Genomic DNA, 13,164 nt, shown 5'->3' on the forward strand with positions numbered 1-13,164 from the left:
CCGGCGCAGTCTAAAGAATGAAAATGACGGTTCGTCAGCGCGGCGGTAGACCGCGCTGACCGCGTGTAGTTTAGAAACCGTTCATGAACAGGCTCTGTGAAAACCATGGAGACGACGCCGGATCTGAACTGCTTCAGTGCCGGATCAAGCCGCAGATGGATTTCACAGAGGCTGCTAGCCGCCGGACTTCTTCGCTTTGAAACCGTGCTTGATCAGCTCTGCCAAGAGTAGCTCGACATGATCGCCCTGGATTTCGATGACCCCGTCCTTCAACGCCCCACCGGTGCCGCAACGTTTCTTCAACGTTGTCGCCAGCTCCTTGAGGGCGTCTTCGGCCAGTGGCACGCCGGTGATGGTGGTCACCGTCTTGCCGCCACGGCCCTTGCTCTCGCGACGCACGCGGGCAATGCCGTCCCCGGCCGGGATCACGGTTTGTTTGCAGATACAGGCGTCCACCGGTTTGCTGCATTCCGGGCAATGACGACCTGCGTCGGTGGAAAATACCAGGCCGCCCAGGGCGGCGAAGGATGCGGCTTTTTTGGCCACCGGCAATCCTCTTGGGAGGACAAAGACTGATCGCGACCTTGGGCAAGGTCATCGACCGCGAAGCCCCACTCAGGCAGGGGCAGCGCTACTGCACCGACACAATTGAACCGCTCGACGTCGACCTGTAGGAGCTGTCGAGTGCAACGAGGCTGCGATCTTTTGATCCTGATCTTCAAAAATCAAAAGATCGCAGCCTTCGGCAGCTCCTAAAGGCCTGTCATCGTTCAGGCCCATATCAAACCATTCGGTGCAGCTTGAAAAGGTCGCGCAGTGTAACGGCAAAAAGCGCAATTGCTAAGAGCCAATCGGCGCCAATTTATGTGTTCTTTGCGACGTCGCTTTGCTGCGCCTTCAGATAGCGCTTCAACGCGGCCAGAGAGTCCGGGCAGTAAGGCTTTTGCTCGATTTCCAGCATTACCTGATCGACCGGAAGGAAGCGTGCTTCCAGCACTTCTTCCGGCTGCAGTTTCAGCGGGCCGTCCCACACCGCGGAAAACGCCGAGCACCACAGGCGATTGCCGGTGTCCTCGAAGAAGAAATGATCGTGGGCGGTCAGTTCCACCCCGCTCACCCCCAATTCCTCTTCCAGCTCGCGGGCCGCCGATTCGGCATAGGTCTCATCGGCCTGGACCATGCCGCCGGCCGCCACGTCCCAGTAACCGGGATAGATCGCCTTGCTCAAGGTGCGTCGATGCACGCAGAGCTCACCGGCACTGTTGAACAGCATGATGTAAGTGCCGCGACCGATCAGCCCACGCTCACGCAGATCGGCCCGCACCAAGGCGCCGAGCAGGTTGTCCTGCTCGTCGACCCAGGCGATCTGTTCAGCATCGGAGGCGGCGCGATGGGCCGCCTCTTTGGCGCTCTCGTCCATGACTCAGCCCTGATTGAGCAGTTGACGCAGATCGATCACGGCGGCGTTGGCCCGAGAGATGTAGTTGGCCATGACCAGCGAGTGGTTGGCCAGCACGCCAAAACCGCTGCCGTTGAGAATCATCGGGCTCCAGACCGGCTCCTGCGAGGCTTCCAGCTCACGAATGATCTGGCGCACACTGACCGTGGCGTTCTTCTTCGCCAGCACATCGGCGAAGTCCACTTCGATGGCGCGCAGCAGGTGCGACAGCGCCCAGGCCTGACCGCGTGCTTCATAGAACACGTTGTCGATCTGCATCCACGGAGTCTCGACCACTTCCTCGTCAACCTGCGGCACTTCGCCCACCGCCGGCACTTCGGTTTTCAGTGCGGTGTTGAGCTTCACCCGGCCAACACTGGCGGACAGACGTTGCGACAGCGAACCCAGGCGAGTGCCGACATCGCCCAGCCAGTTGTTCAGGTTATCGGCGCGGGCGTAGAACAAGGCGTTTTTCTGCGTTGGATCAGACAGACGCGCCTGATAACGGCTCAGGGAGTTGATGCCTTCCTGATATTCCGATTCGCTCGACGGCAGGATCCAGCTCTTGTTGTCGAAGTTGAAACGCGGTTCGGCCTTGGCCAGATCAGCGTCCTCGGCCGACTGCGACTGCGAACGGGCGAAATCTTTACGCAGGGCCCGGGTCAGGTCACGCACCTGCACCAGCACGCCGTATTCCCAGCTCGGCGTGTTGTCCATCCACAGGCCTGGCGGGAAGCGGTCGTTGGAAATGTAGCCACCCGGCTTGTTCAGCAGAGTGCCGGCAACGGTCTTGAGGGTTTCGACCGTGGTGTAGCCGACCACCATTTGCTTGCCTTCTTTCTCGGCAGCCGCCTGGGCATTTTGTGCCACCGGGAACAGCGCGGGCTCCTGGCTCCAGTACCAGCCCAGGCCAATGGTGACCAGCAGATAAATGCCGATCAGCGTGGCCAGCGCGCGGCTGAACAGCAGCCCGCCCACGTAGCTGCGGGTGGCCGACTTCGGTTCAGCGGCACGTTCAGGCGCGCTGCCCGCGCGGTTCTTCCAGTCCAGCATGGCGATATCCTTTCAATCACTTGGGTTCAACGGTTCGACCACAACCATACAACAACGTGCCAAGGCCGGGCACCCGTGATCGGGTCATGGAACAAAAAACCGCGCGCGGTCGGTGAGCGAAAGGATAGACGCGCCCTTCAGACGCTGAAAATTTTCATTGAAATCGGCCGGACGGCGTCAGCTGCGAACAGATGGGCGATGCCCTCAGCGTCGGTCTTGCGCTGGCTGACAACGCCGTCAACCGTTACGAGGTAAGGCTGCTGCGCCAGTGGCTCACCGGTGATGCTGTCGACCAGACGAAAAATTCGCGGGGTTCGGACGGGCTGCGCGGGGGGATTGTTCATCATCTCGAGCACAGTCTGATCGAAGACCGACGCCGCAACCGGCCACTGGCCGAATTCGGCTTGTGACTTGAGCAACAACCAGTCGCCACACTCGATCTGCCCCAGCACTTCGCTGTCCAGATTGATCAGCAAGCTGGCCCGCAGCTCATCGAGCCCTTCAAGCCGGCGGCGCTCCAGCAATACCTGACAGACGCGTTCCAGCGCCTGATCCACCGGGTAAACATGCTGACGCTCGGCGCTGGTCAACTCAGCATGATGAACCAGCCTCATCCCTGCACCTCGCCTTGCCACTCGTCGGAGCCCATCGTGCGGCTCACCTCGTGTCGCCAGTAAATGCGCTGGTAGCTGAAATGGACTTTTTCCAGTTGAGTAAAGTGCGACACCGCCGAATCCAGACAATGCGGCATCAGCACCTCGGCACCGACGATCAGCGCATCCTCCAGTTCGATAGTGTAGAAGTGCTCCTGCACGCCCTGGGCGGAGGTGCGATAGAACTCCACGCGACACTGGCTGAGCAGCTCACCGGAACACATCGCCACCTCGATCAGGGGCGATGCCTTGTCGAGTGCCTTGGTGATGATCAGCGGCTTGTGCATCCGCCGCCCCGCGCCCTGCCCCTTGGGAAGGAAAATGCCGTGGCTCAGGGCCTGAACCATGATTTTGTCCTCACGTCCCTTCTGATAGATGTTGCCCACCGACTCCTCGGTGAAGGCCCCGGCACTGATCAGCCCCTGACGGCTGCCATGAATGGTCATGAAGGCTGGGCTGGGCATGGGGTTGCTCCTTTTTGTGGTTGGGGCGGGGGGAAATGGTCGGGTTCGTCGGGGAGCTTTTCGATTTCTTCGAAAGGTATCCAGGGTTCGGCGACCTCAAGGGTGATGAGGTAGCGCTCCTGATCCGGATGCCTGGAGTCTCGAAATCGTGCCAGTGACAGCATTGCCTGGTACTTGTCGCCAGCCTGCCAATAGGACGTGCCCGAGAGCACGCCTTGTCGGACGTATGCACGCCACTGCGGGGTATCCGCCATAGTCGGATCGCGCCGCGTACCCATCGGTTTCCAGCCCTTTGCACACCACTGTGCCTGCAGATCGACTACAACTTTCATCGCATCGTCGATGAGTAAAGGCTCGATTTGCGGGGACATGCGGATGTCGATGACCAGGTTGCCAACGAAAGTCAGCGTAAAAAAACGCGCAAGAGGTGTTTCGAATCCGTACTGCGGATCAATAAAGCGCAGGCGGGCGTCAGTCTTCGGGATCCCACCTGAAACGCCGCCTCGGCCGCGACCCCACGCCTTGAATCCGGCTGTCGAGTGCGCTTCCATGTATTCATATGTTCCCCCCATTTTCACGGTAATCACGGGGTCATCCCACAATGGCTGCGTCAGTAGACGTGCGGCGGCTATCGCTAAAACAGTACAAAGCACCAACGCCCCCCAACAACGCCTGCTGAACAGAAAGAAGTGCAAGTTAACTCCCCTCCATGGTGGCAATTTCATGGATGGATTGTGCTAGCGCATGTCTATCGTCGTTATTGAGCATCTGGTCAAAACGAGCCGCCGCCCGAAGCACGAACGCCATTCGTTGATCGATATCGGATAAATCCGCTAGAGGATTAGTATCGAAACCGATGGTGCGGCCATCATCGACTCGCTGGCATTGACTGGTGAGGGTCAACTCGATGGCCTGGGCAACGCCTGAGGGAAAATCCGTTACGTAAGAAAAATGATTGCCCCGCAGCAGCGCCACCAGATGAAGGTTTTCGTAGATGGTTGGCTGAAGAATGTTTCGTTGCTCATGCCAAGCCAGATGCTCCACACTTTCGGCAATATTCCCTGCCTCGATCGCTTCAAAAGCATCCAGAATTTCTGTAAAGCGCTTTCCAAACTCAAGCGTTTCCTGCCCCACCGGCCAAAGCACCGGAAACGTGGGGTGCCCATATATTTTTTTCCGCTCACCAAGACACTTCTTCAATTCCGCCAACCCACGCACCGCATAAAACCGGTGCAACGGATGTACATCCAGAAACAGCGTGGTATTGCCCATCGCCATCATCTCGTACACATGCCGGAACTGTTGCTGCGCCACTGACAACGCGTCACCGGGGCCACGGAAATCCAGCGACGACACAGAATTGCGCGCCCGGGCTTCGTCGTACTCGCGCAACGCATCGGCTTGCTCAGGCATTTTTGCAGGAGTCAGCAATCCGGACTCGCTGCGACCATCCCGCACCCGCTGCCGCGCCTCATGTTCTTCACGAATACGTTCGATCCTGTCCGCGGCATGGAGCAGCCCACAACCCACCTGCTTGGAAGCGAAGGCCGCCAGACCCGCCCACTGGAACCGCGGATCGTGTTGCCACAAGCGGGCATAGGCGGCGTTGATCGCCCGGTTGCGTGCAACGGGGTCGGCGATCAGAACGCCCTCAGGCGCGACAACTTTCTCGGCCTCCTGCTGACAGGCGCGCCAGAGGCACTGACACATCAGTACCGGAACCTCGGTAACCAGCATCTTTTCGCCGTACAGCCACTCTTCCTTGCACTCACACTCGGCGACGGGCGCGGTGGTGTGGTTCAGGCGTAATCCATCGCTGGGATGCGGGTTGAAACATTGGGTCATGGTGGCGAAGGCATCTAAGGGAATCCCTTAACCCTACCCGTCCGTAATCCCTGTGAAAGGGGTCGAAGAAAAATCAGAAGACTCTGAAAGACAATGACTTCAAAGCGGTGGGACACTCCTTCGCGAACGACAGGAAAAACCCCAAAGAGCCCGTAATACGGGGGTTTGACCGACGAGCAAGTCAAAAACAAAACCGCTCGGTCAGAAACTGAATTGTGCAGCACCGCAGATTATTGACGCACGACACTCATATAAGGGAAAAGAGGTGCTAGCATAGAGCCACCAGTCGATCTCAGCATGCGCCCTAACTAGTAGTCAGGATATGACCGAGCCAGAAGACCCCAGCCGTGAGCGCCTCAAGCACCACTTTGCCCAGCGGGTAATTCATCAGGCACGTCAGATTCTTGAGATATGGCAGCGCCTGCAACGCAGTGAGTGGTCCACTGCCGACCTCGCCGAACTGAGCGAAGCGAACTTGCGCCTGCTGCGCTTTGCCGAGCGCTTCGAGCAGCCCGAGCACACGCAACTGGCTCATCACATCAGCCAGTCGCTGGAGGCCGTGGATGCCAATCGCGGGCGCTTGAGCAGTGGCCTGATTACCGACCTCAATCGCTTGATGCAGCGCCTGTCTCGCACCGGTCTGCGCCATGGCGATCAACTCGACCAGACCTTCCTGCCGCCGCTGCGCAAACCGATCTACGTGATGCTGCAGGATCACGACCGCGCCGAACGCCTGGCCAAGCAGCTGGAATTCTTCGGACTGACCGCACAGGCGCTGGACAGTGTCGCTGCATTTCGCTCCTCGATGGTCGAGCGCTTGCCGGCGGCAATCGTCATGGACGTGGACTTCAGCGGCGCCGGTGTCGGCCTGCAACTGGCCGCCGAAGCCCAGACAGGTCTGGAAGAGCCACTGCCGCTGCTGTTTTTCAGCCTGCATGAAACCGACACCCCGACCCGTCTCGCCGCCGTGCGCGCTGGCGGCCAGGAATTTCTCACCGGCACCCTCGAAGCGTCGAGCCTGCTGGAGAAGATCGAAGTCCTGACCTGCGTCGCCCAGTACGAACCTTATAAAGTGCTGATCATCGACGACTCCCGCGCCCAGGCCTTGCACACCGAGCGCCTGCTCAACAGCGCCGGAATCGTCACGCGTACCCTGATCGAACCGATCCAGGCGATGGCCGAACTGGCGGATTTCCAGCCGGACCTGATCATCCTCGACATGTACATGCCGGCCTGCACCGGCACTGAACTGGCCAAGGTGATTCGCCACAACGACCGCTACGTCAGCGTGCCGATCATCTATTTGTCCGCCGAGGACGATCTGGACAAGCAGCTCGACGCGATGAGCGAGGGCGGCGACGACTTCCTGACCAAGCCGATCAAGCCGCGACATCTGATTACGACGGTGCGCAACCGCGCCGCCCGTGCGCGCAATCTCAAGGCACGCATGGTCCGCGACAGCCTCACCGGCCTGTACAACCACACGCACATCCTGCAATTGCTCGAAGACTGCTCGTTCCGCGCCCGGCGCGAGAACAAGCCGCTGAGCTTTGCCATGCTCGACATCGACCACTTCAAACGGGTCAACGACAGCCACGGTCACCCGATGGGCGACCGAGTGATCAAGAGCCTGGCGCTGTTCCTCAAGCAACGCTTGCGCAAGACCGACTTCATCGGCCGTTACGGCGGCGAAGAGTTCGCCATTGTCATGCCCGACACGGATATAGAAGCCGCGCACAAAGTGCTCGACGAGATCCGCCAGCGCTTTGCCGAAATCCACTATCCGGCGCAGCCGCAGGATTTGTGGTGCACCTTCAGCGCCGGCGTGGTGGAAATGCACGAAGACTCCGACAGCCTGATGATGGCCAGCCAGGCCGACGAAGCGCTGTACCGCGCCAAGGGTGCCGGACGCAATCGAGTGCAGACCGCGCGCGACTCAAAGCAAAGTGCCACCTTTTCATCGGAATCCACTGATTCGGTCATAACCCTGTAACAGAACCGCAATAAATTCAGGCGCTTACCATTTCTGCCGTTGGTAGCCGTCATGCGCCTGAAGTTGCTCACCAATCTCAACACCCTGCTGCTGGTCGCCGTCTGCGTGGCGCTCGGCGCGACGCTGTGGTGGTCGCAAAAAGCCTTGGAGCGTCCGTATCTGTTGATGGAGCGCTACCTCGGCCTGTCGCAGCAATTTCAGAATGACGTGGCACGCAATGTCGAGGACTACCTCGCCAGCGGCGACGCCCTGCGCCTGAGCAGCGCCAGCCAAGCCATCGACGGCCTGCAGAAGGAACTCGGCGAACTGCCGCCGGCACTGGCCGAGACCCTGCGGCCAAGCCTGTCGAGCCTGGAAGACTTCAGCAAAACCGACCTGCTCGCGGCCGGCAAACTGGCCGGTGATCCGCAGGCGTTGCTGTTGCAGGCCGAACGCGAACTGAGCGCCAGTCTCGATCAACTCAGCACCTACGCCAATGGCAACGCGACGTATCTGACACCGCTGCTCATCGCCTCGCAGCACCTGGGCAAGCTGTCGCTGGCCCGCGACAAACTGGTCAGCAGCGGCCGCAGTGAACTCGCCGCCGACGTCGAGCGCGAAGTCGACAATATCCGCACCCAGGCTCAGGCCATCGACGCCCTGCCGCTGCTCGGTGTGGTCGCCAGGAATGAATCCGGCAGCGATGATTTCGCCGCGATGATGGGCATCGAAAGCACCGAAAAATCCGCCGCCGAAGACGCCGGCATCGGCCTCAAGCGTGAATTGAACAGCCTGCTCGGCCGCTACCCGGCGGAACTGGCACGCACCCGCGAGCAGATCCAGAAACGCACCGAACTGAGCACCGCGACTCACCTGAAAATCGCCGCCGTGCAACAGGCCATCGCTGGACTTGAGCCGGTGGTGCGCGCCCAGCACGGACAGATTCAGGGCGAAGTGCGCCTGATGCAGGGCGTGATGATCGGCCTGATTCTGCTGATCGCGCTGCTGATCGACACCTTGCAGCGGCGCCTGGCGCGCACCCTGACCAACCTTGCCCCGGCGCTGTCGACCTGGGCCGAAGGCGATTTCAGTCGCGACATTCAGTTGGGCAAAACCAACCGCGAACTGCATGACATTGAAGCTTCGCTCAACCGCTTGCGCGCGTATCTGGTGGATCTGGTCGGGACGATTCGCGGCAACGCCGAACAGGTCGCCGACAGCAGCCGTACCCTGGCCGAACTGAGCAATGACCTGCACACCGGTGCCGAACATCAGGCCGGCGACACTGCGCTGATCCGCGATTCACTGGGCGAACTGGAAGCCACCATTCAGCAGGTCGCTGGCGATGCGCGGCAGGCCGCCGATGCCAGCCGCCATGCCGGGCTGGCCGTCGAACACGGACAAACCGTGATCGGCCAGAGCCTCACCGGCCTGCACGCGCTGGTCGGCGAAGTCCAGGGTAACGCGCAGATGATCGAGCACCTGGCCGAAGAGTCGGCGACCATCGGCGGCGTGTTGACGGTGATCCGTTCGATCGCCGACCAGACCAACCTGCTGGCCCTGAACGCGGCCATCGAAGCGGCGCGGGCCGGGGAAATGGGCCGTGGCTTTGCAGTGGTGGCCGAGGAAGTGCGCTCACTGGCACAACGCACGGCCGGCGCGACGGCGGAAATCCAGACGCTGATCGCCGGCCTGCAAGCCGCCGCCCGACAATCGGTCGAAGGCATGCGCGCGCAGGTCGAACACGCCGAAGCCACGGCCAACCAGGCACAAGCGGCGGACGGCGCGCTGGATAAAATCGTCGGCGCGATCCAGACCATTTCCGACACGGCGATCCGCATCGCCGAGATCACCGCTCAGCAGAGCGGCGCGGTCAGCGAAATCCGTGATCACAGCGAGCGGATCCATCAATTGGGCGGCGATAACCTGCTGCGCATCGGCGAAGGTCGAGAACAAGGCGAGAACCTGCTGCTATTGGGCGGGCAACTGCATACCGCCGTACAGGCCTTCCGCGTCTGATCACGATCCCTGTAGGAGCTGCCGAAGGCTGCGATCTTTTGATTTTTTAGAAACAAGATCAAAAGATCGCAGCCTTCGGCAGCTCCTACAGAGCGAATGACCGGATCAAATCACTCAGTCACAAATTTCGCGCAAACATCGGTCATCGTGCTGGCTATTGCAGAGAACTGGACAGTCACAAAGCCTTTGCGGCATAGTCGCCGGGTTCTGACGACTGCTCATTCATAACAAGGAACATGCAGATGGCAACGCTACTGGTGCTGCACGGCCCCAACCTGAACCTGCTCGGCACCCGCGAACCCGGCACTTACGGTTCAACGACCCTGGCGCAGATCAATCAGGATCTGGAGCGCCGCGCCCGTGAAGCCGGCCATCATCTGCTGTATCTGCAAAGCAACGCCGAGTACGAATTGATCGACCGCATCCACGCCGCTCGCGGTGAAGGTGTGGATTTCATTCTGATCAACCCAGCAGCTTTTACGCACACAAGTGTCGCATTACGTGACGCGCTGCTGGGAGTGAGCATCCCATTCATCGAAGTGCATTTGTCCAACGTGCACAAGCGCGAACCTTTCCGCCATCACTCTTACTTCTCCGATGTAGCGGTGGGAGTGATCTGCGGCCTTGGCGCCAGCGGTTACCGACTGGCCCTGGAGGCCGCACTAGAGCAGCTTGAAACACAGGCAACGACTTGAACCACAAGCGTTAAACGCCCCTGACCGACCCTTGGGAGTTGATGATTCATGGATATCCGTAAAGTTAAGAAACTGATCGAATTGCTGGAAGAGTCCGGCATCGACGAGCTCGAGATCAAGGAAGGCGAAGAGTCCGTACGCATCAGCCGTCACAGCAAGACCCCGGCTCAGCAGTACTACGCTCCGGCGCCGATGCAGGCTCCGGCCGCTGCGCCTGCCGCCGCTGCTCCAGTGGCTGCTGCCGCTCCGGCTGCCGCTGCCGCTGCTGCTCCTGCACTGAACGGCACCGTGGCCCGCTCGCCAATGGTAGGCACCTTCTACCGTAAATCTTCGCCAACCTCGCCAGCCTTCGTTGAAGTCGGCCAGACCGTGAAGAAAGGCGACACCCTGTGCATCGTCGAAGCCATGAAGATGATGAACCACATCGAAGCTGAAACCAGCGGTGTGATCGAATCCATCCTCGTCGAAGACGGCCAGCCGGTTGAGTACGACCAACCGCTGTTCACCATCGTTTGAACTGCGGAGAGCCTTTGATGACTGCGAAGTTGGAAAAAGTTCTGATCGCTAACCGCGGTGAGATCGCCCTGCGGATTCTGCGTGCCTGCAAAGAGATGGGCATCAAGACCGTCGCCGTTTACTCCAAGGCCGACAAAGAGCTGATGCACCTGGGTCTGGCAGACGAGTCCGTCTGCATCGGCCCGGCTTCTGCCGCTCAGTCCTACCTGCACATCCCGGCCATCATCGCTGCCGCTGAAGTGACTGGCGCCACCGCCATTCACCCAGGCTACGGTTTCCTCGCGGAAAACGCCGATTTCGCCGAACAGGTCGAGAACTCCGGCTTCGCCTTCATCGGCCCGAAAGCCGAAACCATTCGTCTGATGGGCGACAAGGTGTCGGCCAAGCACGCGATGATCGAAGCCGGCGTGCCGACCGTTCCAGGTTCCGACGGCCCGCTGCCGGAAGACGAAGAAACGGCGCTGCGCATCGGTCGTGAAGTCGGCTACCCGGTGATCATCAAGGCCGCTGGCGGCGGCGGTGGTCGCGGCATGCGCGTGGTGCACAAGGAAGAAGACCTGATCGCCTCGGCGAAACTGACCCGCTCCGAAGCTGGCGCAGCGTTCGGCAACCCGATGGTCTATCTGGAAAAATTCCTGACCAACCCGCGTCACGTCGAAGTTCAGGTGCTGTCCGACGGCCAGGGTCACGCCATCCATCTGGGCGACCGCGATTGCTCGCTGCAACGTCGTCACCAGAAGGTGCTTGAAGAAGCACCGGCACCCGGCATCGACGAGCAGGCACGTCAGGAAGTGCTGGCGCGCTGCGTCAAGGCGTGCATCGACATCGGCTACCGTGGCGCCGGCACGTTCGAGTTCCTGTACGAGAACGGTCGTTTCTACTTCATCGAAATGAACACCCGTGTTCAGGTGGAGCATCCGGTTTCGGAAATGGTCACCGGTATCGACATCGTCAAGGAGATGCTCAGCATCGCCGCTGGCAACAAGCTGTCGTTCACTCAGGATGACGTGGTGATCCGCGGTCACTCGCTGGAGTGCCGGATCAACGCTGAAGACCCGAAAACCTTCATGCCGAGCCCGGGCACGGTCAAGCATTTCCACGCTCCAGGCGGCAACGGCGTTCGCGTCGATTCGCACCTGTACAGCGGTTATGCGGTTCCGCCGAACTACGACTCGCTGATCGGCAAGCTGATCACTTACGGCGCCACCCGCGACGAAGCCATGGCGCGCATGCGCAATGCCCTGGACGAAATCGTGGTGGACGGGATCAAGACCAACATCCCGCTGCACCGTGATCTGACCCGCGACGAAGGCTTCTGCAAAGGGGGCGTGAACATTCACTACCTCGAGCACAAGCTGGCTGGCGACAAGCACTAAGCTTCAGCCCGCACCAGACAAGGCCGCCTTCGGGCGGCTTTGTTGTTTCTGCAGCAAAGTCAAAAGATCGCAGCCTTCGGCAGCTCCTACAGGAGAATGCATTCGAAATGTAGGAGCTGCCGAAGGCTGCGATCTTTTGCTTTTCAACCAAGTTCGTCTTCTTTGGCGCGCTCGCGTAAACTTGCGCGCTTCTCGCTGGCCGCTAGGCTGCAATCATATTTTTTCAAAGGTGCCCGCCATGCCTTGGCTGCAAGTACGTCTCGCCATCAGCCCGGAACAAGCCGAAACCTACGAAGACGCTTTCCTTGAAGTCGGCGCCGTTTCGGTGACCTTCATGGACGCCGAAGATCAGCCGATCTTCGAGCCGGAACTCAACACCACCCCGCTGTGGGCGCACACACATCTGCTGGCCCTGTTCGAGGGCGGCACCGAGCCTGCGCCGGTACTGGCCCATCTGGAACTGCTGACCGGCAGCCCGCTGCCCGAGCATCACAGCGAAGTCATCGAAGACCAGGATTGGGAACGCAGCTGGATGGACGGTTTCCAGCCAATGCGTTTCGGTCAGCGCCTGTGGATCGTGCCGAGCTGGCACGCCGCGCCTGAGCCTGACGCGGTCAATCTGTTGCTGGATCCGGGCCTGGCATTCGGCACCGGCACTCACCCGACTACCGCGCTGTGCCTGGAATGGCTCGACGGCCAGGATCTGAAGGACTGCAACGTGCTGGACTTCGGCTGCGGCTCGGGGATTCTGGCGATCGCCGCCCTGCTGCTCGGCGCCAAAGAAGCGGTCGGCACCGACATCGACGTGCAGGCGCTGGAAGCCTCGCGCGACAACGCCGGGCGCAACAATATTGCCGACGAGCTGTTCCCGCTGTACCTGCCGGAAGATCTGCCGCAGGTCAAAGCCGACGTGCTGGTGGCCAACATTCTGGCCGGCCCGCTGGTTTCCCTGGCGCCACAGCTGTCCGGCCTGGTCAAGTCCGGCGGGCGTCTGGCGTTGTCCGGGATCCTCGCCGAACAAGGCGAAGAGGTCGCTGCAGCCTATGCGCAGGACTTCGATCTGGACCCGATCGCCAATCGTGATGGCTGGGTGCGCATCACCGGCCGTCGGCGCTAGAATGGCCGCCTGCATA

General features: G+C 60.4%; 12 protein-coding genes and 1 pseudogene. 6 read left to right on the plus strand and 7 right to left on the minus strand.

Annotation, left to right across the window (positions count from 1 at the left end):
• Window positions 1–174: 174 nt before the first annotated feature.
• The 7 genes from AB1J88_RS17465 to AB1J88_RS17495 all read right to left on the minus strand — a co-directional run bounded on the left by AB1J88_RS17465 (window position 175) and on the right by AB1J88_RS17495 (window position 5,453).
• Window positions 175–546, minus strand: a complete 372-nt coding sequence (locus AB1J88_RS17465) for a translation initiation factor Sui1 (RefSeq protein ID WP_041068080.1) — start codon at window positions 544–546, stop codon at window positions 175–177.
• 316 nt (window positions 547–862) lie between these two features.
• A complete protein-coding gene (locus AB1J88_RS17470) occupies window positions 863–1,420 on the minus strand; it encodes an NUDIX hydrolase (protein WP_430291578.1) in 558 nt (185 codons plus the stop codon).
• Window positions 1,421–1,423: 3 nt separating this feature from the next.
• A complete protein-coding gene (locus AB1J88_RS17475; RefSeq protein ID WP_007963034.1) occupies window positions 1,424–2,491 on the minus strand; it encodes a DUF2333 family protein in 1,068 nt (355 codons plus the stop codon).
• Between the two features lie 137 nt (window positions 2,492–2,628).
• Window positions 2,629–3,105 carry a hypothetical protein gene (locus tag AB1J88_RS17480; protein ID WP_222016758.1) on the minus strand — a complete coding sequence of 159 codons (477 nt, stop codon included), beginning with the start codon at window positions 3,103–3,105 and terminating at the stop codon, window positions 2,629–2,631.
• Window positions 3,102–3,608 (minus strand): Hcp family type VI secretion system effector, encoded by a 507-nt coding sequence (locus AB1J88_RS17485; protein ID WP_430291579.1) that lies wholly within the window; start codon window positions 3,606–3,608, stop codon window positions 3,102–3,104. Before AB1J88_RS17485 ends, AB1J88_RS17480 begins: the two co-directional genes overlap by 4 nt.
• On the minus strand, window positions 3,587–4,195 hold the full coding sequence (locus AB1J88_RS17490) for a hypothetical protein (RefSeq protein WP_313902814.1): 609 nt from the start codon (window positions 4,193–4,195) through the stop codon (window positions 3,587–3,589). The genes AB1J88_RS17485 and AB1J88_RS17490 overlap by 22 nt, the downstream gene beginning before the upstream one ends.
• 109 nt (window positions 4,196–4,304) lie before the next feature.
• The gene (locus tag AB1J88_RS17495) at window positions 4,305–5,453 is read right to left on the minus strand and encodes a DUF2515 family protein (RefSeq protein WP_430291580.1); all 1,149 of its coding nucleotides are present in this window, start codon (window positions 5,451–5,453) and stop codon (window positions 4,305–4,307) included.
• Between the two features lie 322 nt (window positions 5,454–5,775).
• Between AB1J88_RS17495 and gcbA the strand changes: the two genes are divergently transcribed.
• The 6 genes and pseudogenes from gcbA (at window position 5,776) to prmA (ending at window position 13,148) form a co-directional block, all read left to right on the plus strand.
• Complete coding sequence (gcbA, locus tag AB1J88_RS17500; RefSeq protein WP_430291581.1) at window positions 5,776–7,446, plus strand: diguanylate cyclase GcbA; 1,671 nt, start codon at window positions 5,776–5,778, stop codon at window positions 7,444–7,446.
• Window positions 7,447–8,937: 1,491 nt separating this feature from the next.
• Window positions 8,938–9,444 (plus strand): annotated as a pseudogene (locus tag AB1J88_RS17505) (methyl-accepting chemotaxis protein); the annotation flags it as partial.
• A gap of 242 nt (window positions 9,445–9,686) precedes the next feature.
• On the plus strand, window positions 9,687–10,139 hold the full coding sequence (gene aroQ / locus AB1J88_RS17510; protein ID WP_007914604.1) for a type II 3-dehydroquinate dehydratase: 453 nt from the start codon (window positions 9,687–9,689) through the stop codon (window positions 10,137–10,139).
• A 48-nt stretch (window positions 10,140–10,187) separates the two neighbouring features.
• Window positions 10,188–10,655, plus strand: coding sequence for an acetyl-CoA carboxylase biotin carboxyl carrier protein (gene accB / locus AB1J88_RS17515; RefSeq protein ID WP_430291583.1), 468 nt, complete (start codon window positions 10,188–10,190; stop codon window positions 10,653–10,655).
• Between the two features lie 17 nt (window positions 10,656–10,672).
• Window positions 10,673–12,031 carry an acetyl-CoA carboxylase biotin carboxylase subunit gene (gene accC / locus AB1J88_RS17520; protein ID WP_041068145.1) on the plus strand — a complete coding sequence of 453 codons (1,359 nt, stop codon included), beginning with the start codon at window positions 10,673–10,675 and terminating at the stop codon, window positions 12,029–12,031.
• A gap of 238 nt (window positions 12,032–12,269) precedes the next feature.
• On the plus strand, window positions 12,270–13,148 hold the full coding sequence (gene prmA, locus AB1J88_RS17525; RefSeq protein ID WP_041068147.1) for a 50S ribosomal protein L11 methyltransferase: 879 nt from the start codon (window positions 12,270–12,272) through the stop codon (window positions 13,146–13,148).
• Window positions 13,149–13,164 lie beyond the last annotated feature (16 nt).

The sequence above is a fragment of the Pseudomonas sp. S8 genome (assembly GCF_050473925.1).
GTDB classification, from domain to species: domain Bacteria; phylum Pseudomonadota; class Gammaproteobacteria; order Pseudomonadales; family Pseudomonadaceae; genus Aquipseudomonas; species Aquipseudomonas parakoreensis.